This is a genomic window from Stenotrophomonas sp. YJH_SMC_101-4 (assembly GCF_059370395.1).
Genome location: NZ_JCAFTP010000002.1, coordinates 188,322 through 209,841, shown reverse-complemented (window position 1 = coordinate 209,841; position 21,520 = coordinate 188,322). Strand labels below are relative to the sequence as shown.

Annotated in this window: 19 protein-coding genes and 1 pseudogene; 8 read left to right on the top strand and 12 right to left on the bottom strand. The window is 67.1% G+C overall.

Going from position 1 to position 21,520, the window contains the following annotated elements:
* Window positions 1-10: 10 nt before the first annotated feature.
* Entirely contained in the window at window positions 11-505 is a 495-nt protein-coding gene (gene ruvX, locus AC5P8D_RS07115; protein ID WP_312384445.1) for a Holliday junction resolvase RuvX, read from the bottom strand.
* Complete coding sequence (locus tag AC5P8D_RS07110) at window positions 498-1,064, bottom strand: YqgE/AlgH family protein (RefSeq protein ID WP_005408377.1); 567 nt, start codon at window positions 1,062-1,064, stop codon at window positions 498-500. The genes ruvX and AC5P8D_RS07110 overlap by 8 nt, the downstream gene beginning before the upstream one ends.
* Window positions 1,065-1,155: 91 nt before the next feature.
* Between AC5P8D_RS07110 and AC5P8D_RS07105 the strand changes: the two genes are divergently transcribed.
* Window positions 1,156-2,943 carry a DUF4153 domain-containing protein gene (locus tag AC5P8D_RS07105; protein WP_235651984.1) on the top strand — a complete coding sequence of 596 codons (1,788 nt, stop codon included), beginning with the start codon at window positions 1,156-1,158 and terminating at the stop codon, window positions 2,941-2,943.
* Window positions 2,940-3,485 (top strand): DNA-3-methyladenine glycosylase I, encoded by a 546-nt coding sequence (locus AC5P8D_RS07100; protein ID WP_043398320.1) that lies wholly within the window; start codon window positions 2,940-2,942, stop codon window positions 3,483-3,485. Before AC5P8D_RS07105 ends, AC5P8D_RS07100 begins: the two co-directional genes overlap by 4 nt.
* 85 nt (window positions 3,486-3,570) lie before the next feature.
* Here the strand turns inward: AC5P8D_RS07100 and AC5P8D_RS07095 are convergent, their stop codons facing one another.
* A complete protein-coding gene (locus AC5P8D_RS07095; protein WP_029379885.1) occupies window positions 3,571-4,278 on the bottom strand; it encodes a YitT family protein in 708 nt (235 codons plus the stop codon).
* A 109-nt stretch (window positions 4,279-4,387) separates the two neighbouring features.
* A complete protein-coding gene (locus AC5P8D_RS07090) occupies window positions 4,388-4,600 on the bottom strand; it encodes a DUF4287 domain-containing protein (RefSeq protein WP_014646220.1) in 213 nt (70 codons plus the stop codon).
* 380 nt (window positions 4,601-4,980) lie between these two features.
* Here AC5P8D_RS07090 and AC5P8D_RS07085 point away from each other — a divergent pair, with 380 nt between their 5' ends.
* Window positions 4,981-5,877 carry a LysR family transcriptional regulator gene (locus AC5P8D_RS07085; protein WP_495203209.1) on the top strand — a complete coding sequence of 299 codons (897 nt, stop codon included), beginning with the start codon at window positions 4,981-4,983 and terminating at the stop codon, window positions 5,875-5,877.
* 42 nt (window positions 5,878-5,919) lie between these two features.
* On the opposite strand, the gene AC5P8D_RS07080 is transcribed toward AC5P8D_RS07085, so the two are convergent.
* The 3 genes from AC5P8D_RS07080 to AC5P8D_RS07070 all read right to left on the bottom strand — a co-directional run bounded on the left by AC5P8D_RS07080 (window position 5,920) and on the right by AC5P8D_RS07070 (window position 9,332).
* A complete protein-coding gene (locus tag AC5P8D_RS07080; RefSeq protein WP_495203208.1) occupies window positions 5,920-6,903 on the bottom strand; it encodes an aldo/keto reductase in 984 nt (327 codons plus the stop codon).
* Between the two features lie 149 nt (window positions 6,904-7,052).
* Window positions 7,053-8,195, bottom strand: coding sequence for a PilT/PilU family type 4a pilus ATPase (locus tag AC5P8D_RS07075; protein WP_006422552.1), 1,143 nt, complete (start codon window positions 8,193-8,195; stop codon window positions 7,053-7,055).
* A gap of 99 nt (window positions 8,196-8,294) precedes the next feature.
* Complete coding sequence (locus AC5P8D_RS07070; RefSeq protein WP_006422551.1) at window positions 8,295-9,332, bottom strand: type IV pilus twitching motility protein PilT; 1,038 nt, start codon at window positions 9,330-9,332, stop codon at window positions 8,295-8,297.
* An 87-nt stretch (window positions 9,333-9,419) separates the two neighbouring features.
* On the opposite strand from AC5P8D_RS07070, the gene AC5P8D_RS07065 reads away from it, so the two are divergent.
* Window positions 9,420-10,097 (top strand): YggS family pyridoxal phosphate-dependent enzyme, encoded by a 678-nt coding sequence (locus AC5P8D_RS07065; protein WP_495203207.1) that lies wholly within the window; start codon window positions 9,420-9,422, stop codon window positions 10,095-10,097.
* A gap of 18 nt (window positions 10,098-10,115) precedes the next feature.
* The gene (proC, locus tag AC5P8D_RS07060) at window positions 10,116-10,937 is read left to right on the top strand and encodes a pyrroline-5-carboxylate reductase (RefSeq protein ID WP_495203206.1); all 822 of its coding nucleotides are present in this window, start codon (window positions 10,116-10,118) and stop codon (window positions 10,935-10,937) included.
* Between the two features lie 59 nt (window positions 10,938-10,996).
* Here proC and AC5P8D_RS07055 read toward each other — a convergent pair whose 3' ends face one another.
* Complete coding sequence (locus AC5P8D_RS07055) at window positions 10,997-11,872, bottom strand: LysR family transcriptional regulator (protein WP_495203205.1); 876 nt, start codon at window positions 11,870-11,872, stop codon at window positions 10,997-10,999.
* Between the two features lie 74 nt (window positions 11,873-11,946).
* Between AC5P8D_RS07055 and AC5P8D_RS07050 the strand changes: the two are divergent.
* Window positions 11,947-12,573 (top strand): annotated as a pseudogene (locus AC5P8D_RS07050) (short chain dehydrogenase); the annotation flags it as partial.
* A gap of 73 nt (window positions 12,574-12,646) precedes the next feature.
* On the opposite strand, the gene soxR reads toward AC5P8D_RS07050, so the two are convergent.
* A complete protein-coding gene (gene soxR / locus AC5P8D_RS07045) occupies window positions 12,647-13,081 on the bottom strand; it encodes a redox-sensitive transcriptional activator SoxR (protein ID WP_019336938.1) in 435 nt (144 codons plus the stop codon).
* Window positions 13,082-13,110: 29 nt separating this feature from the next.
* Between soxR and AC5P8D_RS07040 the strand changes: the two genes are divergently transcribed.
* The gene (locus tag AC5P8D_RS07040; protein WP_495203204.1) at window positions 13,111-14,532 is read left to right on the top strand and encodes an MFS transporter; all 1,422 of its coding nucleotides are present in this window, start codon (window positions 13,111-13,113) and stop codon (window positions 14,530-14,532) included.
* A 38-nt stretch (window positions 14,533-14,570) separates the two neighbouring features.
* Here AC5P8D_RS07040 and AC5P8D_RS07035 read toward each other — a convergent pair whose 3' ends face one another.
* Together AC5P8D_RS07035 and AC5P8D_RS07030 are read right to left on the bottom strand one after the other, a co-directional pair.
* The gene (locus AC5P8D_RS07035; protein ID WP_495203203.1) at window positions 14,571-16,592 is read right to left on the bottom strand and encodes an esterase/lipase family protein; all 2,022 of its coding nucleotides are present in this window, start codon (window positions 16,590-16,592) and stop codon (window positions 14,571-14,573) included.
* Window positions 16,592-17,566 (bottom strand): Lnb N-terminal periplasmic domain-containing protein, encoded by a 975-nt coding sequence (locus AC5P8D_RS07030; RefSeq protein ID WP_495203202.1) that lies wholly within the window; start codon window positions 17,564-17,566, stop codon window positions 16,592-16,594. Before AC5P8D_RS07030 ends, AC5P8D_RS07035 begins: the two co-directional genes overlap by 1 nt.
* Window positions 17,567-17,737: 171 nt before the next feature.
* On the opposite strand from AC5P8D_RS07030, the gene AC5P8D_RS07025 reads away from it, so the two are divergent.
* The gene (locus tag AC5P8D_RS07025; protein WP_019336934.1) at window positions 17,738-18,142 is read left to right on the top strand and encodes a GFA family protein; all 405 of its coding nucleotides are present in this window, start codon (window positions 17,738-17,740) and stop codon (window positions 18,140-18,142) included.
* 274 nt (window positions 18,143-18,416) lie between these two features.
* On the opposite strand, the gene AC5P8D_RS07020 is transcribed toward AC5P8D_RS07025, so the two are convergent.
* Complete coding sequence (locus AC5P8D_RS07020; protein WP_495203201.1) at window positions 18,417-21,518, bottom strand: efflux RND transporter permease subunit; 3,102 nt, start codon at window positions 21,516-21,518, stop codon at window positions 18,417-18,419.
* Window positions 21,519-21,520: the final 2 nt, after the last annotated feature.

The following is a 21,520-nucleotide window of genomic DNA, read 5'->3' as shown; positions in this document are numbered from 1 at the left end:
TGTCGGGCAGTCAGGGAATGGGGGTGGCGTCGTCGGGGGACGACAGCCAGCGGTCGATGATCACCGCCGCGGCCACGGCATCGAGGGCGGCCGCATCACGGCGGCGCTTGCGCCCTTCGGCGCGCTCGACGGCGAAGCGGCGGGCGGCCTCGACCGAGCTGGAACGCTCGTCGATCATCACCACCGGCAGTTTGAAACGTTCCCGCAGCTGGCGGGCGAAGCCCTGCGCACGCTTGCGGTTGGGCTGGTCCTGGCCGTCCAGGGTCAGCGGGTCGCCGACCACCAGGCCATCGGGCTTCCATTCCTTGAGCAGGCGCTCGATCGCGGTCCAGTCCGGGCCGTTGCCGTGCACATCGACCACGGCCACCGCGCGCGCATGCGCGGCGAAGGCACTGCCGATAGCCACGCCGATCCGTCGCGAGCCGACATCGAAACCCAGAACGGTGCCATCACGGCGGATCGCCGGGACAGCAGGAACCGGTGCGGGCGCGACCGGCTCAGACATGGCCGCTGTAATCCGTCAGCCGGAACAGGTCCACGCCGATACGCGAGGCCGCCCCCTGCCAGCGCTGCTCCAGCGGCAGCTGGAACACCAGTTCGGCATCGGCCGGCACCGTCAGCCAGCTGTTCTCGGACAGCTCGCTTTCCAGCTGCCCTGCGCCCCAACCGGCACAGCCAAGGGTGACCACGGCATTGGCCGGGCCTTCGCCGCGCGCCATCGCTTCGAGGATGTCGCGCGAGGTGGTCAGGTACAGGCCGTCGCCCACGGTCAGGCTGGAATCCCACGCCCGCGCGTCGTCATGGATGACGAAGCCGCGCTCCGGATGCACCGGGCCGCCGTTGAGCACCATGCGCGCCTGCAGGTCGCCATCACCGGTGGTGATGTCCATCTGTGCAAGCACTTCACCCAGCGTGTACTCGGAAGGCTGGTTGACCAGCACGCCCATCGCCCCGTTCTCGTCGTGCTGGCAGATCAGCGCGACGCTGCGGGCAAAGGTCGCGTCGAGCAGCGACGGCAGCGCGACGAGCAGGTGATCGGCAAGGGAGGTCGGCGTTACAGGCATGGCCCCATTCTACCTGCTGGGGCCGATATGGTCGCGCGATGGGCGCGTGCAGCGATGGGCTAGGATGGTGCTTTGCCATGGAAGGTCATCGATGCAGCCCTCTTCGCCCCTGAGCCTGCCGGCACGCAGCGCCATCGTCCTGATCGCCCTGCTGCAGGGCCTGATGCTGTACGCCGCGCAGGAGCTGTCCGATGCTTGGCCCTTCCGCGATATCGGCTGGCGCTACTGCTGGTACGCCTGGGTGCTGGCCATTCCCAGCGCGGTGGCGCTGAGCCTGGTCGAGCTGGGCCAGCGCCGCCTGTGGCTGCAGGCCGCGCTCGGCTCGGCGGTGGTGCTGGCGCTGGCCGCCTGGATCGGCTGGAACCTCAATGGCGAGACCGCACTGGAATCGGGCGCGCTGCAGTTCCCGCTGACCCTGGGCATGGCCGTGGCGGTGTTCGTGGCCCTGCCCTGGTGGCAGTTCCAGCTGCAGCACGGGCATTGGCGTGCCAGCTACCCCGAGTTGTTCGAGCGCGCCTGGCAGAACGGTTTGACCCTGGCTCTCGCCGCACTGTTCACCGGGCTGACCTGGCTGCTGCTGTGGCTGTGGGCGGCGCTGTTCCAGCTGCTGGAGGTGACGTTCTTCCGCGACCTGTTCCGGCAGGACGCGTTCATCGCGCTGGCCACCGGCAGCCTGACCGGGTTCGGCGTGCTGATCGGGCGCACCCAGCACCGCGCGATCCAGATCACCCGCCAGGTGCTGTTCGCGATCTGCCGCGGGCTGCTGCCGCTGCTGTCGTTCATCGCCGTGCTGTTCGTGCTGAGCCTGCCGCTTACCGGGCTGGAACCCTTGTGGAAGACCCGTTCGGCGGCCAGCCTGCTGCTGGTGCTGTCGCTGTTGCTGGTGACGTTCACCAATGCGGTCTACCAGCAGGGGGAAGACAGCGCCCCCTACCCCCTGCTGCTGCGCCGCCTTGTTGAAGCCAGCCTGCTGGCGCTGCCGGTCTACGCGGCGCTGGCACTGTACGCGCTGGGCCTGCGCGTGGTGCAGTACGGCTGGACCGTGGACCGGTTCTGGGCAGTACTCGTCGCGTTGGCCGTGGCCGGTTATGCCGTGGGCTACGCGCTGGCGGTGCTGCGCCGGCAGGGGCGCTGGTTGCAGATGTTGGAGCCGGTCAACCGCTGGATGTGCTGGGCGGTGCTGGCACTGGCATTGCTGGGCAACTCGCCGCTGCTGGACCCGGTGCGGCTGACCCTGTCCAGCCAGCTGGCGCGGCTGCGCGCGGACCCGCCGGCAATCACCAGCAGCGACGTCAACGTGCTGCGCTTCGATCTTGGGCGCCGTGGCGTGCAGGCGCTGCGCGAGCTGCAGCGTGATCCGGCCATCACCGCCGATGCCAATGCGCCACAGGTGATCGCGGCCGCGCTGGCACGTACGTCACGCTGGGACGACGGACAGCGCCTCGACAAGGGGCCGCAGGACGTCGTCGCCCTGCAGCGCGCGCTGAAGCTGGCCAAGGGATCCAGCTCGCCACCGGAGGATTGGTGGCAGGCACTGGCCACACGTTCGATCAATGGTGAATCCTGCGCCCAGAGCGAGCGCGACTGCCTGATCGTGCATCGCGACCTGGACGGCGACGGCACCGGCGAAGTGCTGCTGTGCGAGCTGTACACCCACCGTGGCCCCGACTGCGTGCTGTACGCACGTGGCAGGGATGCCCAGTGGCGCCGGGCCGGCTCGCTGTTCGGCACCGTCAGCGGCCAGGCCGAGGCGATCAACCAGGCCCTGCGCGATGGCGAACTCACTCTCGAACCGCCGCGCTGGCCGATGCTGTCCATCGGCGGGCGCCCTGCGCTGGCCATCGATCCCGAACCCGAATCCAACGAGTCTTCCCCATGAGCGGCTACTGCCTCATCGCCCCGGGCCATCCGGTGCACGACTACTACCACGCCAACGAGTACGGCTTCCCGCAGCGTGACGAGCGCGAACTGTTCGAGCGGCTGGTACTGGAGATCAACCAGGCCGGGCTGAGCTGGGAAACGATCCTGAAGAAGCGCGAGGGTTTCCGCGCGGCCTATGACGGCTTCGATGTGGACCGCGTGGCAGCGTATGCCGAGCAGGACATCGAACGCCTGCTGTCGGACGCGGGCATCATCCGCAACCGGCTGAAGGTACTGGCGGCGATCCACAACGCGCAGGTGATCCAGCAGCTGCGGGCCAGCCATGGCAGCTTCGCGGCGTGGCTGGATGCGCATCACCCGCGCAGCAAGGCCGACTGGGTGAAGCTGTTCAAGAAGACCTTCCGCTTCACCGGCGGCGAGATCACCGGCGAATTCCTGATGAGCCTGGGCTACCTGCCCGGCGCGCACGCCGAGGATTGCCCGGTGCATGCGCGGCTGCTGACGCTGTCGCCGCCGTGGCTGCAGGCCGCCGTACGTTGAAGGACGGCCGCCGGGCATGGCCCGGCGCTACCGGAACCGCCACGTAGTAGCGCCGGGCCATGCCCGGCGAACGCGGAGAGCGCGATCACACGCCCATGTAGCGGCCGGGGCGGTGGTTGAACATCAGCACCAGGCTGAGCACCACCGCGCCGATGGCCGAATACAGCACCTTGGAAGGCGACAGCACGAAGAACGCGGCCACCATCAGGCAGGCGTCGTAGGACATCTGCACCTTGCCCGCGCTCCAGCCACGGGTGCGCTGCAGGTACACCGCCAGGATGCCGATACCGCCGAGGCTGGCACGGTGACGGATGAAGAACAGGATGCCCAGGCCGGACAATGCGCCACCGACGATCGCCGAATACAGCGGGTGGATGTGCGAGAAGTCGATCCAGCGCGGCAGCAGGTCGGTCAGCACGCCGCAGGCGGTGACCGCGGCGAAGGTCTTCAGGGTGAATTCCCAGCCCATGCGCCGCACCGCCACCCAGTAGAACGGCAGATTGACCAGCACGAACACCACGCCGAAGTTCCAGTCCAGCGCGTAATGCAGCAGGAACGCCATGCCGGCCATGCCGCCGATCATCAGCCCACTCTTGGCGAAGATGGCCAGGCCCAGCGAGGCCACCATCGTGGCCAGCACCATGCCCTGCACATCCTCGGCGATCGAGTGGCGCAGCGCTTTTTCGTCGGCGGTGGTGCCGGCGCTATCGGGCGGCGGGGTCAGCGGGCCGGCGGTGACCAGGTGGCCGTCAGCGTCGTCGCACGGCGCGGGGCCATGGGAGGGAAGGGACATACGGGTGGGGAACAGCAGGTGGGGAGCGGTATTAGACACGATCTGCATGACAGTTGCAGATGAAATCGTTCAGCTGAATGCGACTTGCCCTGCCCCGGCCCGCCCCTGCTCAGCCCTTGCCGGCCAGATGATGTGCCACCAACGCGTTGGCATGGCCATGGCCCAGCCCATGCTCACTTTTCAGGAAGCTGACCAGCTCCATGTGTTTCAGGCCCTTCTTCCCCGCCAGCAGGCCGAACCAGTGCGCCACCGGCTGCCCGTAGGTCTTCTCGATGGAGGGGAAATACGAGGCCGGGCCTTTCGGCTTGGTGTCAGTGCTCATGTGCAGCTCCCGTTGAAGTCATTCATTCGACGAACCACAGTCCCTGAAATCGACATCCCCACACGCCTACACAGAATGGGGTCGAAGCCGTTCCAACAGCTCGCGGGAAACTGTCAAAGGCGGGGTGGCTCAGGTTGCGGGGGCGTGAGCGCCATGGGCCCGAGGCATGCCTCGGGCGGGTTGGGCAGGACGCCCAACCCCGGTCTTGCCGTGTGCGCAGGACAGCGCACACGAGCAAGCGCGACCGAGGCTACATGGACGTACTTGCGCCGTCCCCCGCAACCTGAGCCACCTCGCCTCCCACGGGAAGCCAGCTTTTGACGTTGCCGTTGACGTTGATTCGGCAGGTGCCGGGCGCAGCCCGGCCGTATCATCCCGTCATGCCCCGTGAAAATCTCAACGACCTGCAGGCCTTCGTCCACGTTGCCCGCGAGGGCAGCTTCACCAAGGCCGCCGCCCAGCTGGGCATATCCCAGTCCGCGCTCAGCCATGCAATGCGCGGCCTGGAACAGCGCCTCGGCGTGCGCCTGCTGACCCGCACCACCCGCAGCGTCTCCACCACCGAAGCCGGGGCCCGCCTGCTCGATACCCTGGGCCCACGCCTGGCCGAGATCGAGGATGGGTTGGCCGCGCTGGCCGAGTACCGCGAACGCCCGGCCGGCACCATCCGCATCAATGCCACCGGCCACGCCGCCGAGTACATCGCATGGCCACGGCTGGCGCCGCTGCTGCAGCAGTATCCGGATTTGAAGGTGGAACTGGCCGCCGACTACGGGCTGGCCGACATCGTGGCCGAGCGCTATGACATCGGCATCCGCCTCGGCGAGCGGCTGGCGCGCGACATGGTCGCTGTGCCGATCAGCCCGCCGCTGCGCATGCGCGTGGTCGGCGCGCCCAGCTACTTCCGCCAGCATGTGGTGCCACGGCATCCGGACGAGCTGGCAGACCACAACTGCGTGACCCTGCGCCTGCCCACGCATGGCGGGCTGATGCCGTGGGATTTCGGCCAGGATGGCAACGAACTGAGCGTGCGCGTCACCGGCCAGTGGACCTTCAACACCATGGGCATGACCCGCGCCGCTGCGCTGGCCGGCAGCGGATTGGCCTGGCTGCCGGAAGACCAGGTGCAGCCGATGCTGGACGATGGCCGGCTGCAGTCGGTGCTGGACGACTGGTGCCCCCACTTCGATGGCTACTACGCGTACTACCCGTCGCGCCGCCACGTCACCGTGGCGATGCGCACGGTGCTTGATGCGCTGCGTGGGCCGATGGGGTGAGGCTCAAGGAGTGCGGACCAACGGTCCGCACCCGCCGGGTGGTCAGCCCTTGGCCTGCGCCGCACGCTGCGCGTTGTAGCGCTCGCCGACGATCGACACTTCATCCAGCGCCTGTGCGATGCGCTGCAGTTCCTCCGGCGCCAGCTGCAGGTCGGCCGCGCCCAGGTTCTCTTCCAGGCGATGGATCTTGGTGGTGCCCGGAATCGGCACGATCCACGGCGCCTGCGCCAGCAGCCAGGCCAGCGCCACCTGCGCCGGGGTCGCGCCACGTGCCGCAGCAATCGTACTGATGCGATCCACCAGCGCCTGGTTGGCGCGGCGTGCCTCCACTTCGAAACGCGGCACGGTGTTGCGGAAGTCGTTGGCGTCGAAAGTGGTATCGGCGTTGATCGCGCCGGTCAGGAAGCCGCGGCCGAGCGGGCTGAACGGCACGAAGCCGATGCCCAGTTCCTGCAGCGTCGGCAGCAGTTCGCGCTCCGGTTCGCGCCACCACAGCGAGTACTCGCTCTGCACGGCGGCCACCGGCTGCACCGCATGCGCGCGGCGCACGGTGGCGGCGCTGGCCTCGGACAGGCCGAAGTGACCGACCTTGCCCTCGGCGATCAGGTCACGCACGGTGCCGGCCACATCCTCGATCGGCACGTTCGGGTCGACGCGGTGCTGGTAGAACAGGTCGATATGGTTGGTACGCAGGCGCTTGAGGCTGGCTTCGGCCACGGCACGGATGTTCTCCGGGCGGCTGTCCAGGCCAGCATCGGTGCGCGCATCCTTGAAGCCGAACTTGGTGGCGATCACCAGCCTGTCGCGGTAGGGTGCCAGGGCCTGGCCGAGCAGGTCTTCGTTGGTGTACGGGCCGTACACCTCGGCGGTGTCGAAGAAGGTCACGCCGCGCTCGACGGCGGCGTGCAGCAGGGCAATGCCCTGGCCCGTTTCGACCGGTTGGCCGTAGGCATGGGTCAGGCCCATGCAGCCCAGGCCCAGGGCGGAAACCTTCAGGCCGCTGCGGCCGAGTTCACGTGTCTGCATCGTCGTGCTCCAGAGAGGGGAGCGCTGACGATACGCCTGCATTGGCGATGGATTGAACCGGCTGGACGGCAGTCGGTCATGACCGGAATTCATCAATCGCCCGCGCGCCCGGTAGAGTCGACTGTCAGTCGACTTTACACATCGCCAGGTCACCGGATCTCGGAGATCTCCACGCCATCCAGCCCCTGCGACAGGGTACGCGCGTCGCCGCCCTGGCTGAGCTTGATGCGCAGGCGCACCTCGTTCTGCGAATCGGCGTAACGCAGTGCGTCCTCGTAGCTGATCTCACCGGCCTGGTACAGCTCGAACAGGCTCTGGTCGAAGGTCTTCATGCCCAGCTGGACCGAGTCCTTCATCACTTCCTTCAGCTTGTGAATCTCGCCATCGCGGATGTAGTCCTGCACCAGCGGCGTGCCCAGCAGGATCTCCATCGCCACCTTGCGCGAGCGGCCATCGGGCGAAGGAATCAGCTGCTGCGCGACCACGCCTTTGAGATTCAGCGACAGGTCCATCAGCAGCTGGTTGCGGCGGTCTTCCGGGAAGAAGTTGACGATGCGGTCCATCGCCTGGTTGGCGTTGTTGGCATGCAGGGTGCACAGCACCAGGTGGCCGGTTTCGGCGAACGCGATGGCATGGTCCATGCCTTCGCGGGTACGCACTTCGCCAATCATGATCACGTCCGGCGCCTGGCGCAGGGTGTTCTTCAGCGCCGCTTCCCAGCTGTCGGTATCGATGCCGACTTCACGCTGGGTGATGATGCAGCCCTCGTGCTTGTGCACGAATTCGATCGGGTCTTCGATGGTGATGATGTGGCCGGTCGAGTTCTGGTTGCGGTAACCGATCATCGCCGCCAGCGACGTTGACTTACCGGTGCCGGTGGCACCGACGAACAGGATGATGCCGCGCTTGGTCATCGCCAGCGTCTTGATGATCGGCGGCAGACTCAACTCTTCCACGGTCGGAATGCGCGTCTCGATGCGACGCAGCACCATGCCCACCTGGTTGCGCTGGTAGAAGCAGCTCACGCGGAAACGACCGACACCGGACAGGCCGATGGCGAAGTTGCATTCGTGGGTCTTCTCGAATTCCTCGCGCTGCGCCGGGGTCATCACGTTGAGCACCAGGTCGCGGCTCTGCTGCGGCGTGAGCGGGGTCTGCGTGATCGGCGAGATCTTGCCGTTGACCTTCATCGCCGGCGGCATGCCCGCAGTGATGAACAGGTCCGAGGCGCGCTGGTGCGCCATCAGCTTGAGGAACGAAGTGAAATCGATGGTGGTCGCGGTGGTGTTCACAGCAGGCTCCCGGAAAAGCGGTTTACCAGGTAACGGTCGGTGGAGGAAACAACACGGAGCGGCCGCGCCATTGCACGCGTCGCCCGTGGCTGCCCCGCCTTACTCGAACAGGCGCTTGTCCTTGGCGTAGTCGCGGGCCTGGTTGCGGGTGATCAGGCTGCGCTTGACCAGGTCCTGCAGGTGCTGGTCCAGGGTCATCATGCCGTACTGCTGGCCGGTCTGGATGGCCGAGTACATCTGCGCCACCTTGTCCTCACGGATCAGGTTGCGGATGGCCGGGGTGCCGACCATGATTTCCCACGCAGCGGTACGACCGCCACCAACCTTCTTCAGCAGCGCCTGCGAGATCACCGCACGCAGCGATTCGGACAGCATCGAGCGCACCATCGGCTTTTCGCCGGCCGGGAACACGTCGATGATGCGGTCGATGGTCTTGGCCGCCGAGCTGGTATGCAGGGTGCCGAACACCAGGTGGCCGGTTTCCGCGGCGGTCAGTGCCAGGCGGATGGTTTCCAGGTCACGAAGTTCGCCGACCAGGATGATGTCCGGGTCCTCACGCAGCGCCGAGCGCAGCGCTTCGTTGAAGCCATGCGTGTCACGGTGCACTTCGCGCTGGTTGATCAGGCACTTCTGCGAGGTGTGCACGAATTCGATCGGATCCTCGACGGTGAGGATGTGGCCGTATTCGTTCTTGTTGATGTAGTCGATCATCGCCGCCAGCGTGGTCGACTTGCCCGAGCCGGTCGGACCGGTCACCAGGATCAGGCCCTGCGGCTGCTGGATCACTTCGCGGAACAGCGGCGGGCAGGCCAGGTCCTCGAGGGTGAGCACCTCGGACGGAATGGTACGGAACACCGCACCGGCACCGCGGTTCTGGTTGAACGCGTTCACACGGAAGCGCGCCAGCGACGGAATCTCGAAGGAGAAGTCCACTTCGAGGAATTCCTCGTAATCGCGGCGCTGCTTGTCGGACATGATGTCGTACACCAGCGCATGGACCTGCTTGTGGTCCAGGGCTGGGATGTTGATCCGGCGAACGTCGCCGTCCACGCGGATCATCGGCGGCAGGCCTGCGGACAGGTGCAGGTCGGACGCTTTGTTCTTTACGGAAAACGCCAACAGCTCGGCGATATCCATGAGCGGCTACTCCCCAATAACGGCTTCGACTGGAAGGATCTTTCCCCGAGCGGCAGTATAGCCTCCTGATTCAACGGAACGCGTTACGTGGCCACTCCCCTGCCCCAGATCCTGAGCAACCTGCATGCCGCCGCCGAGACCGCGGGCAGGCCCGATCCACGCCTGCTGGCGGTGTCCAAGACCCAGCCGGCCGAGGCCGTGGCCGCGCTGGCCGCACAGGGCCAGCATGCCTTCGGCGAAAACTATGTGCAGGAAGCGCTGGCCAAGATGCAGGCGCTGCAGCACCTGGCGCTGGAGTGGCACCTGATCGGCCACCTGCAGTCGAACAAGGCCGATGCCGTGGCCAGCCACTTCGACTGGGTGCAGAGCTTGGACCGGCCCAAGCTGGTAACGGCGCTTGCGCGCCATCGCCCGGCCGCGCGCGGCCCGCTGAACGTGCTGATCCAGGTCAACATCGACGACGAATCCAGCAAGCATGGCTGTGCACCGGAGGAAGTGGACGTACTCGCCGCCGCAATTGCCGCCGAACCCACCCTGCGCCTGCGCGGACTGATGGCGATTCCCGCGCCATGGCCCGAGGCCGAGCGCCGTCGGGATGCATTCGTGCGCATGCGCACACTTTTCCAGTCGCTGGCTGCCCAGCACACGCAGATCGACACGCTGTCGATGGGCATGAGCAGCGACTACGCCGAAGCCATCGCCGAGGGTGCCACCCTGGTGCGGATCGGTACCGCACTGTTCGGCGCGCGCCCGCGCCCAGCCTGACTTTCCAAGGAGCTTTCCATGGCAGCTGATTCCATCACTTTCATCGGCGGCGGCAACATGGCGCGCAGCCTGATCGCCGGCCTGATCCGCCAGGGCACACCCGCCGCGCACATCCACGTCGCCGAACCGGTGGCCGAACTGCGCCAGGCGCTGGCCGCCGACTTCGGTGTGCAGGTGCATGACAACGCCTCAGATGCCGCCGCGCAGGGCAGCACCTGGCTGCTGGCGGTGAAGCCGCAGGTGCTGCGTGAGGTCTGCCAGTCGCTGCGGGCACTGGCCCAGGCAAACCAGCCGTTGGTGGTGTCGATTGCCGCCGGTATCACCAGCGCGCAGCTGGAACGCTGGCTGGGCGGCAACCTGCCGGTAGTGCGCGCGATGCCCAACACCCCGGCCCTGCTCGGCGCCGGTGTGACCGGCCTGTTCGCCACACCGTCGGTGGACACGCAGCAGCACGCACAGGCCGAGAAGGTGCTGGCCAGTGCCGGGCGCACGGTGTGGATCGACAGCGAGGCGCTGATGGATTCAGTGACTGCCGTATCCGGCAGTGGCCCGGCCTATGTGTTCCTGCTGGCCGAAGCGATGGAAGCGGCGGGTATTGCCCAGGGCCTGCCAGCCGACGCCGCGCGCACGCTGGTGGTGCAGACCCTGCTGGGTGCCTCGCGCATGCTTGATGAAGCCGGTGAGAGCCCGGCCGAGCTTCGCCGCCGCGTGACCTCGCCGAATGGCACCACCCAGGCCGCGATCGAGAGCTTCCAGGCCGGTGGCTTCGAGGCCCTGGTGGACACCGCACTGCGTGCCGCACAGGTGCGTGGGCAGGAACTGTCTGCGGCGAATGATTGATCCCGATGCGTGCCGACCAACGGTCGGCACCCCCCGTCATCCACGCCTGGCGTGGATGCTCATTGCCCCAATGTGGTCATGACGAAATCGACGAAGCACTGCAACCGCGGGCGCGGCCTGCGGTCGGGCAGGTAGATCAGGTGCATCGGCCGTGGTTCGGGCAGGTAGTCGCGCAGCAGCGGCTTCAACCGACCTGCTGCGATCTCCGCCGCCAGCAGTGCGGTCGGCTGCAACACCAGCCCCGCGCCGGCCACCGCGGCTTCGCGCAGCGCGACACCATCGTTGCAGGTGAGCCGCGCCTCCCAGTCCACGTATTCGCCGTTGGCCAGCTGCCAACCATGCCCGCCGCGCCAGGCCAGGTGGCTCAGGCAATCATGCCCCTGCAGATCCGCGGGCGTACGCGGCGTGCCGCGCCGGCGCAGGTAGGACGGTGCCGCACACAGGCTCATCGCATACGGTGGCAGCGGCCGCGCCACCACCTCCTGCGACGGCAGTGGCCCGACCCGGATCGCAACGTCGAAGCCGTCCTCGATCAGGTCCACACGGCGGTTGCTCAGATCCAGTTCGATGTTCAACTGCGGCTGCGCGCGCAGCAGGCCGGCCAGTTGTGGCGCCAGCACGCAGCTGCCCCAGGTGGTGGGTGCGCTGACCCGCAGCAGCCCGCGTGGCTGTATCTGCAGGCCGGCCACATCGGCCTCGGCCTGCTGCACCTGCTCCAGCACTTGCCGGCACCCGGCCAGGTAGGCACTGCCGGCTTCGGTCAGGCGCTGGCGGCGGGTGTTCCGTTGCAGCAACGCGGTGCCCAGGTGCGCCTCCAGCTGCTGGATGTACTTGCCGACCATCACCGCCGAGACCTGCAGCTGTTCGGCGGCGCCGGCGAAGCTCCCGCGCTCGGCCACGGCAACGAAGGCCTGCATGCAGCGAAGGGTATCCATTACTAATCCAGAATTAGGAATCTGCGAAGCATACGCCGCTTACCTAACTCCACTGTGACGGCGCAGACTGCGCTCACCCCCTCACCCAAGGAACGGCCATGAAGATCCTCCTCGTCGGTGCCAGCGGCACGCTCGGCCAGGCAGTCGCCCACCAGCTCGGCCAGCAGCATCAGATTCTCGCCGCCGGCCGCAGCAGCGGCGAACTGCGCGTGGACCTGACCGATGACGCCAGCGTCGCCGAACTGTTCGCGCGTACCGGCCCGGTCGATGCGGTGATCTCCACCACCGGCTCGGTGCACTTCGGACCGTTGCAGCAGATGACGCCAGCACAGTTCAACATCGGGCTGCAGGACAAGCTGCTGGGGCAGGTGCGGCTGGCACTGGCCGCCCAGCACCACCTCAACGCCGGCGGTTCGATCACCCTGACCAGCGGCATCATCAGCGCCCAACCGATCCGCGATGGCGTCAATGCCACCGCCGTGAACGCCGCACTGGAAGGCTTCGTGCGTGCGGCAGCACTGGAGCTGCTGCCACGTGGCCTGCGCATCAACGTGGTCAGCCCGAACGTGCTGATCGAATCGATGGCGGCGTACGGCCCCTACTTCCCGGGCTTTGAAGCGGTAAGCGCGCAACGCGCGGCGCTGGCCTTCCAGCGTGCAGTGGAGGGCATCCAGAGCGGCGAGACGATCACGGTCTGGTAAGAAAAAAGGGGACGGAGGGGATTAAGTCGTTAATGCACAAACGACATAATCCCCTCCGTCCCCTTTTCGCGGGTCACTCCCAGCGCATCGGGCCGTCGCCGCGTTCGCCGAGGACGTCACCGGGGTTGGCCAGGCGGCAACGCTGCAGCGACAGGCAGCCACAGCCGATGCAGCCGGTCAGTTCGTCGCGCAGCAGTTCCAGCATATGGATGCGCTCCTCCAGCTCGGTGCGCCAGCGCGCGGACAGCTTGGCCCAGTCGGCCTTGGTCGGTGCGCGGCCCTCGGGCAGGCTTTCGAAGGCACGGCCGACGGCTTCCAGTGGCATGCCCACCCGTTGCGCGACACGGATCACGGCCAACCGTCGCAGCACGTCACGGCTGTAGCGACGCTGGTTGCCGGAGGTGCGCAGGCTGCTGATCAGCCCCTTGCGCTCGTAGAAATGCAGCGCGGAAACCGCCACGCCACTGCGCTGGGAGACTTCGCCAACGCTCAGTTCCTGGGACACCATTGCTTGACCTCAACTGCAGTTGAGGTGTCATGCTGCTATCTTCGCCGCCAGTTGACAAGCGCGGCCCGCATCTGACCCGTATGACCCCCACGCTCGCCCCCGCCAACGCCAGTACACCGGCGGATACGTCGATCCTGTCCCCGCGCTACCGCGCCACCACCATCGGCATGGTGGCGTTGGTGGCGCTGCATGCCTTCGAAGCCCTGGCGGTAGCGGCCGCCATGCCGACCGTGGCCGAGGCGCTGGATGGCCTGCGCCTGTACGCCCTCGCCTTCGGCGGCACCCTGGCCACCAGCGTGATCGGCATGACCCTGGCCGGGCGCTGGGCCGACCGCCACGGGCCCGCCAGGCCGCTGTGGTACGGCCTGGGCTGCTTCGTGCTGGGCCTGCTGCTGGCCGGCTTCGCGATGCGCATGGGCATGCTGGTGGCGGGGCGGCTGCTGCAGGGCCTCGGCGCGGGCGCGATCTCGGTTTCGCTGTATGTGATGGTCGGCCGCAGCTACCCCGAGCACCTGCGGCCGAAGGTATTCGCCGCCTTCTCGGCCGGTTGGGTGGTGCCGTCCATGATCGGCCCCGCGCTGAGCGGGCTGATCGTGCAGCATCTCGGCTGGCGCTGGGTGTTCCTGGCCGTGCCACTGCTGGCCATTCCGGCCGCGCTGCTGCTGCGCCCGGCACTCACGCGCATGCAGCCCACCGATGGCGGCCTCGCCGACGATGGGCGAGGCAACGTTGTGCGCTGGGCCAGTGGTGCCTCGCTGGCGGCGCTGCTGCTCTACTTCGGCGGTCAGCAACAGGGCCTGCCTGCCTTGCTCTGCATCGGCGTGGCGATGCTGGCGCTGCTGTTCTGCGTGCATCGACTGCTTCCGCCCGGAACACTGATCCTGCGCCGTGGCCTGCCCAGCGTGATCGCGCTGCGCGGCGTCGCGGCGGCCGCCTTCTTCGCCTGCGAGGCCTACCTGCCGCTGCTGCTGCAGCGCGAACGCGGGCTCTCGCCCAGCTGGGCCGGTGCCGCGCTCAGTCTTGGCGCACTGGGCTGGTTCGCCGGTTCATGGCTGCAGGGTCACCAGCAGCGTGGCTGGTCGCGCCAGCAGCTGTTGCGGGTGGGCACGACGATGATGACGGTCGGCATCGCCGCAACGCTGGCGGTGCTGTTCAACGTGGTGCCACTGCCGGTGTCGCTGCTCGGCTGGGCCGTGACCGGCTTCGGCATGGGCATGATCTACGCAAGCCTGTCGGTGCTGACGCTGTCGTTGTCGGCGCCGCAGGAGCAGGGTGCCAACACCTCGGCACTGCAGCTGAGCGAGGCCCTGTCGGTGACCACCGCGCTGGCGGTTTCCGGCGCGCTGTTCGCGCTGTTCGTGCAAAGCGCACCCCACACCGGTTACGTGCTGTGCCTGGCGATCACCTTCGGCCTGGCGCTGCTGGCCACGGTGATCGCGCGGCGGGTGTAACGCCGCTGCATTGCGGGATTGCCGGCCAGCGGCCGGCACTACCGGGTGCCAGTCCCCATGTCATCAATATCCCGGTGCAGGATGCGCCGCACCTCCAGCACCGCCTGCGGGGTCTCCTGCACGCTGTGGCCGGAAATGATCACCTTCTCCGACAATGCGCCCGGCAGGTGTGCGCTCCAGTACGGCACCAGCCCGTCATCGGACTTCTCCACCCGCAGTTCCGGTTTGCGCTGGGCGATGATCGAGTGGTACTTCAGGCCCGCTTCGATCGGCAGCTGTGCGGCGGCCTTCACGAACGGATCGCTGGCCTTGAGGTTGTCGATGCTGTTCGGGATCTTCGGCTTGGCGGTGCCATCGACCTGCTGCTCGGCCTGCGCCAGTGCCATGAACACGTCCTCGAACTTGCCGAGAATGGTCAGCGGCAGGCGCACCAGGCGACCGATCAGGCGGCCGACCTTGTTGCCGGCGATGTCGGTACCCTGGTGCGGTGCGGCGATGAAGATCGCGCGTTCCACGTTCGGCTGTGCCTTGAAATGCAGCAGCGGCCCCAGCTTGTTCTGCACCCGCTTCAGCCGTTCACCCTTCAGGTCGTAGTTGGCCAGCAGGTCATTCCACAGCACGTCGCCCGAGTCGCTCACCAGCAGCCGCGCCAGTACACCGCCCATGCTGTGGCCGATGTAGACCATGTCCTTCGATGCACGCGTGCTGCCGTTGGGGTCGAAATGCTTCAGCGTGTCGTTGAACGCATTGGCGATCTCGTAGCGGTTCAGTGCGATCGGCGCATTGGTCGGGTAATAGACCTGCCACACCTGGAACTGCTGGCGCAGCTCGGGATCGCCCATGATCTCATTGGCCAGGTTCACCCAGGCTTCCGGGCTGCTGGCCAGGCCGTGCAACATGAAGATGATGCGGCGGTTGGGGTCCCACGGCTGCATCAGGTAGATGTGCGGCTCGCCGATGCCCTCGCTCATGCCGAACAGGGTGCGCAGCGACTGCCGGGCGAAGCCACTCTGCGCCAGCCACAGGCCATAGGCCGCGGTGAAGTTGCCGGCCAGCGGTACCTGCTCACCGTGCAGGGTGATGCGCTCGGTGGCTTCCGGCGAATAGGCATCCAGCTCGACCCGGCGTGTGCGCATCACGTCTTCCAGGCTGCTGCCCTCGAAGCGCAGCAGCGCTGTGACGTTGATCGAGGACATCTCGCTGAACTCAGGCACCGAGTCGTCATGGCGATGGCGGCGGCCACGGCGTGCGTCGTCCTCATCCTCCTGCGGCGCCTCGGCCTTGGGGCCATCGGCTGCGATCACCGGCGCGACCAGCTTCGGCGGATCCATCACCATCACCAGCTCGGCGCCGAAACCATCGCGGCGATAGGTGCTGCGCAGGCCGACGAAACTGACGGTACCGGCCGGCACCAGCTGCGCCGGGATGCTCTTCAGGTTCAACTGCTGGTAGTTGGAGGCCAGCGACCAGCTGCCGACCGAGACCGGCTTCGTGTAGTCCTCGCCGGCAAGTGCCGCCGCACGCGCACGCACGAACAGCACCACCGCTGCTTTCTCGGCCGCGTAGTTGTAGTAGTCGCGCACCTGCGTCTGGCGGTCCTCGAAGGCACGGTCGGATGGGGACCTGCCGCTGTAGAACAGATACGCATACGCGTAACGCGCCGCTTCCAGCCAGGCATCCAGTGCCGCATCGCTCATCGGCGGATCACCCGCTGCGGTCTTCTTCGGCGTCAGCGCCAGCGCGGCCTTCACCCACAATTCGGACAGCGCCGACAGCCGCTGCTCGACATTGAGGTCATCGGTCATCAGCAGCGTGCTGCGGCAGACCAGAAAGTCCTTCTCGCACTGCGACTCGTCCAGGCCCGCCGCGCTGAGCGTCTCGCGCGCGGCTGGGCTGAGCTTGCCGGTGTTGAGCACATCCGCGCGCTTGTTGACCAGCGAATCGCTGGATTTGACCTGCTTGACGGTCACCATCGCACAGCCGCTGCTGCCCAGCAGCAGGAAGGCCGCAAGCAGCGCCGGCAGCATGCGCTGCCAGCGGGTCAGAAAGAGTTGGGTCATTACTGTGGGTCCTGCTCGGTGCCGGGCACGCCCTGGCGGATCACGGTGGAGAAGTGCGGGCCATCGCCCAGGTCCAGCGCACGCCGGGTGATGCGGCCCTTGGCATGCAGCTCGGTGTACGGCACCCCCGGAGTGAGCGCACCGACCTCCTGCGCGTACTCGGCCAGGTAACCGGACAGCAGCAGGCGGTAATCCAGCGGCAGGCGCGGTGCGATGTGGCGGGCCAGGTCGAAGACGATGGTGGTGCAGTTGCTGGTCAGCGTGTTGTAGAAGCCGGGCTTCGCATCCAGTTCGCGGGCCTGCGCGATGTACGCAGCGAACAGTTCCTTCAGCTGCGTGCGGTCCATACCATGCAGGCGGTACAGGTAGACATCCTCGCCACGCGCGTTGGTGCGTGTGCGGATGATGTCGGTCTCCTCCGACGCCACCAGGGTCATCTCGAACTTGCGGAAGAAGCCGCCCAGCGCCGAGAACGACTCACCGCGCTCCTTGCGGATCTCCAGCGAGAACACCACGTGGCGACCGTCCTCGAAGCCGAACGAGATCAGGGTGTGGGCGATGGCCGGGCCCATCCAGTACGACAGCACCAGGTCGGCCGAGCGCAGCTGGTCCAGGTCGTACTCGCGGCGCACCCAGTGTGCGTCGTAGTCGGTTTCGGTGCGCCAACTGAAGTCACGCACATTGTCCAGCACGACGTGGCGGCCATCGAAGGACACCACGTGCAGGCGCTGCGCCACGTCATCGGCCCACAACCGGTCCTGGCGCGGGGTCAGCAGCAGCCACCACAGGCCGGCCAGCGCCAGCGATGCCCCGAACGCCAGACCCAGGCGGCGCGAGGCACGGCCCCGCGCGACCCGCCACGACGCCCACAGCGCAACCAGCAGCCACAGCCCGGCGACGCCGGTGGCCAGCCAGCCCGGCCCCGGCAACTGATAGGCCAGCAGCCCGGTCACCCACAGCGCCAGCAGCGCCATGGCACTTCCTGTCATCCAACGTCCTGCGGCGTTCACTGGCATCCTGTCGCGGTCTTGAAGCCGCATAGTTAGCCACAAGCGGGTTCACCGTGGCATCTACGGCCCGTTCAGGCAGGCCGGTGCACCGTCGGCGGCGGCCTCTGCGGCCAGATTCACCTCACAGGAGCAACGATGGGCATCACTTCCGTGGCCGGCGTTCCGGTCCAACCCCGGCATCGCGCCACCTGCCACTGCGGCACGGTCGAACTGCTGCTGGACCTGCCTGATGGCATCGTCGACCCGCGCCGCTGTGACTGCTCGATGTGCCGCCGCCGTGGCGCCATCGCCGCCAGCGTCGCACGCGCGGGCCTGCAGGTGGTGCGCGGGCAGAACCACCTGCAGCTGTACCAGTTCAACACGCATGTGGCCGAGCACTATTTCTGCGGCGTGTGCGGCATCTACACCCACCACCGGCGTCGTTCCAACCCGGACCAGTACGGCTACAACGTGGCCTGCCTGGAGGGCATCGACCCGTTCGCACTGGGCATCATTCCGGTCAACGACGGGGTCAACCACCCGGCCGACCGCGGCGACTAGCCTAGTGGCGCGTCCGCCGTGGCGGTGCGGCGACCTTCTGCCACGGCGCCATGCCACTGCGGCCGGCCCGCACCGGGCGTTTCAGCCAGGGCCGACGGGGCGTCGCCTGTGGTTCGGCAGCGACCGGGGGAGGGACAGGTCTGCGGCCGGGCCAGAGATGATCGAGCAGCCACATGGCAGGTCTCCGTGGGGGACGGGGACGACCTACGCTAGCGACACCTGGGCAAAGGACGGGTGATGGTGCTGCGGCAGCCAGATGACAGCCGCGCCCCCCTCAGTCCTGCGGCCGTGACCGGCCGAGGCGGCGCACCAGCACGAAGAACAATGGCACCAGCACCACCGCCAGCACCGTGCCGGAGACCATGCCGCCGATCACGCTCATGCCGATCTCACGGCGACTGACCGCACCGGCACCGGTGGCCAACGCCAACGGAATCACGCCGGCCACGAAGGCCAACGACGTCATCACGATCGGCCGCAGGCGCAGGCGTGCGCCCTGCAGCGCTGCCTCCACCGCTGAACTGCCCGCGCGATAGCGAGCCTCGGCGAACTCCACGATCAGGATCGCATTCTTCGCCGACAGGCCGATGGTGGTCAGCAGACCGACCTGGAAGTAGATGTCGTTGACGAAGCCCGCCGCGGTGGTCGCCAGCACGGTACCGATCACGCCCAAGGGAATCACCAGTACCACGGCCACCGGCACCGTCCAGCTTTCATAGAGCGCAGCCAGGCACAGGAAGATGAAAGCAATCGAGGCCAGGTAAAGCCACAGCGTCTGGTTGCTGGCCAACCGCTCCTGGTAGGACAGGCCACTCCACTGCAGGTCGAATCCCGCCTGGTCCGCAATCAGCGCCTGCATGCGCTGCATCGCCTCGCCCGAACTGCGTCCTTCGGCGGCACTGCCCTGGATCTGCATCGCCGGCAGACCGTTGAAGCGCTGCTGCAGCTGGGGCCCGCGCGCCCAGTGGCTGCTGGCGAAGCTGGCGAACGACGCCATCTGGCCGTTGCCACCGCGCACATACCACTGACCGATGTCGTCGGGCACGCTGCGGTAGGGCTGGTCACCCTGCATGTAGACCCGCTTGACCCGGCCACGGTCGAGGAAATCGTTGATGTAGCTGCCGCCCCAGGCCGCGGACAGGGTGGAATTGATGTCGGCCTGGGACAACCCCAGCGCGCTGGCCTGCGCATGGTCGATGTCCAGCCGCAGCTCGGCCTTGTCGCCGAGGCCGTTCAGGCGCACCGAGGTGAGCCCATCGTCTTCGCCGGCCGCACGCACCACCTGTTCCTGCGCTGCCTGCAGGGCCACGCGCCCGGCGGCGCTGGTGTCCTGCATCCACAGTTCGAAGCCACTGGACTGGCCCAGTCCACGCACCGCCGGCGGTGCAAGCACATTGACCCTGGCGTCGGGCAACCCGCGGAAGTAGGCATTGGCACGCGTGATGATCGCCGCAGCGGTGTTGTCGCCGGTACGCTCATCCCAGGGTTTCAGTGCGAGGAAGCCCTGTCCGGCGTTCTGGCCGGTGCCGGCATTGTTGCGGCCAACCACCACGAACACCACGTCCAGGTTCTGCTTCTCGTGCTCCATGAAGTAGCGGCTGATCTGCTCGCCCAGCGCTTCGGTACGCGCCATCGGCGTGCCCTCCGGCGTGGAGAACTGGAAGGTCACCTGGCCCTGGTCTTCCACCGGCAGGAAGCCGGTGGGCATGCGCGCGTACAGCGCAATCATGGCGACCACCACCAGCAGGTAGAACGCCATCCAGCGCCGCGGCCGGGCGACCACGCCACCGAGCTTTCCCTGATAGGCCAACTGGCTGCGCTCGACACCCCGGTTGAAGGTCCTGAAGAAGCGGCCCTGCGGTTTCTGCGCCGAAGATGGCTTGAGCAGGGTCGCGCACAGCGCCGGGGTCAGCGTCAGCGCGACAAGCGCCGACAGCGCCATCGCAGATGCAATGGTGATCGAGAACTGGCGGTAGATGATGCCGGTGGAACCACCGAACAGGGCCATCGGCAGGAACACCGCGCCCAGCACCACGGTGATGCCGATCAGCGCGCCGGTGATCTCGCCCATCGATTTTTCGGTGGCCTCGCGTGGCGGCAGGTGCTCGTCGTGGATGATGCGCTCCACGTTCTCCACCACCACGATCGCGTCGTCGACCAGCAGGCCGATCGCCAGAACCATCGCAAACAAGGTGAGCGTGTTGATCGTGAATCCGGCGACCGCCAGCACGCCGAACGTGCCCAGCAGCACCACCGGCACCGTGATCGCGGGGATCAACGTAGCACGCAGGTTCTGCAGGAACAGGAACATCACCACGACCACCAGCACGATGGCCTCGATGAGGGTATGGATGACACCCTCGATCGAGACCCGCACGAACGGTGTGCTGTCGCGCGGATAGGCGACCTGCAGCCCGGGCGGGAACGTTGGTCGCAGGCGTTCGATCTCCTCACGGACCGCATCCGCGGTGGCCAGCGCGTTGGCCCCGGAGGCCAGCGTGACCGAGAAACCCGCCGCCGGATAGCCATTGAGATAGCTGCTGGTCTGGTAGTTCTCGGCACCGATCTCCACCCGTGCCACGTCGCCCAGGTGCACTGCAGCGCCGCTGGGAAGCGTGCGCAGGATGATCGCGCGGAACTGTTCGGGCGTCTGCAGCCGCGACTGGGCAGTGACGGTGGCATTCAGGCTCTGCGTTGCGCTGGATGGCAATGCGCCCAGTTCGCCGGCCGTGACCTGGGTGTTCTGGGCCTGGATGGCCGTGCGCACGTCGGCCGGCATCAGGTCGTAGGCGCGCAGCTTGTGCGGGTCCAGCCACACGCGCATCGCATACGCCGAGCCGAACACATTGATCTCGCCGACACCCGGAATGCGGCTGATCGGATCCTGCACGTTGCTGACCAGGAAGTCGGAAACATCCACCCGTTCCATGCGCCGGCTGGTGTCATACAGCGAGACCACCATCAGCGAGTCGCCCTGCGACTTGGCGACCGTCACGCCCTGCTGCTGCACTTCCTGCGGCAGCCGGTTGATGGCCTGGTTGACGCTGTTCTGCACCTGGACCTGGGCAATGTCCGGGTTGGCGCTCTGGTCGAATGTGACCGTGATGCGCGCCTGCCCCGATGACGAACTGGTCGACGAGAAATACAACAGGTGATCGATGCCTTTGATCTGCTGTTCGATCACCTGGGTGACGCTGTCTTCCACCGTCTGCGCCGAGGCGCCGGTGTAGTTCGCGGTGATGTTGACCTGTGGCGGTGCGATGTCCGGGTACTGTTCGACCGGCAGCTGGCTGACGGCGATCGCGCCAAACGCCATGATGCAGATCGCCAGCACCCAGGCGAACACCGGGCGATGGATGAAGAAGCGCGGCAGCATCT

What these genes read in the sequence shown, in the direction of transcription:
- ruvX (WP_312384445.1), bottom strand. Translation starts at nt 505, where the DNA reads ATGTCTGAGCCGGTCGCGCCCGCACCGGTTCCTGCTGTCCCGGCGATC.
- AC5P8D_RS07110 (WP_005408377.1), bottom strand. Translation starts at nt 1,064, where the DNA reads ATGCCTGTAACGCCGACCTCCCTTGCCGATCACCTGCTCGTCGCGCTG.
- AC5P8D_RS07105 (WP_235651984.1), top strand. Translation starts at nt 1,156, where the DNA reads ATGCAGCCCTCTTCGCCCCTGAGCCTGCCGGCACGCAGCGCCATCGTC.
- AC5P8D_RS07100 (WP_043398320.1), top strand. Translation starts at nt 2,940, where the DNA reads ATGAGCGGCTACTGCCTCATCGCCCCGGGCCATCCGGTGCACGACTAC.
- AC5P8D_RS07095 (WP_029379885.1), bottom strand. Translation starts at nt 4,278, where the DNA reads ATGTCCCTTCCCTCCCATGGCCCCGCGCCGTGCGACGACGCTGACGGC.
- AC5P8D_RS07090 (WP_014646220.1), bottom strand. Translation starts at nt 4,600, where the DNA reads ATGAGCACTGACACCAAGCCGAAAGGCCCGGCCTCGTATTTCCCCTCC.
- AC5P8D_RS07085 (WP_495203209.1), top strand. Translation starts at nt 4,981, where the DNA reads ATGCCCCGTGAAAATCTCAACGACCTGCAGGCCTTCGTCCACGTTGCC.
- AC5P8D_RS07080 (WP_495203208.1), bottom strand. Translation starts at nt 6,903, where the DNA reads ATGCAGACACGTGAACTCGGCCGCAGCGGCCTGAAGGTTTCCGCCCTG.
- AC5P8D_RS07070 (WP_006422551.1), bottom strand. Translation starts at nt 9,332, where the DNA reads ATGGATATCGCCGAGCTGTTGGCGTTTTCCGTAAAGAACAAAGCGTCC.
- proC (WP_495203206.1), top strand. Translation starts at nt 10,116, where the DNA reads ATGGCAGCTGATTCCATCACTTTCATCGGCGGCGGCAACATGGCGCGC.
- AC5P8D_RS07055 (WP_495203205.1), bottom strand. Translation starts at nt 11,872, where the DNA reads ATGGATACCCTTCGCTGCATGCAGGCCTTCGTTGCCGTGGCCGAGCGC.
- soxR (WP_019336938.1), bottom strand. Translation starts at nt 13,081, where the DNA reads ATGGTGTCCCAGGAACTGAGCGTTGGCGAAGTCTCCCAGCGCAGTGGC.
- AC5P8D_RS07040 (WP_495203204.1), top strand. Translation starts at nt 13,111, where the DNA reads ATGCTGCTATCTTCGCCGCCAGTTGACAAGCGCGGCCCGCATCTGACC.
- AC5P8D_RS07035 (WP_495203203.1), bottom strand. Translation starts at nt 16,592, where the DNA reads ATGACCCAACTCTTTCTGACCCGCTGGCAGCGCATGCTGCCGGCGCTG.
- AC5P8D_RS07030 (WP_495203202.1), bottom strand. Translation starts at nt 17,566, where the DNA reads ATGGCGCTGCTGGCGCTGTGGGTGACCGGGCTGCTGGCCTATCAGTTG.
- AC5P8D_RS07025 (WP_019336934.1), top strand. Translation starts at nt 17,738, where the DNA reads ATGGGCATCACTTCCGTGGCCGGCGTTCCGGTCCAACCCCGGCATCGC.
- AC5P8D_RS07020 (WP_495203201.1), bottom strand. Translation starts at nt 21,518, where the DNA reads ATGCTGCCGCGCTTCTTCATCCATCGCCCGGTGTTCGCCTGGGTGCTG.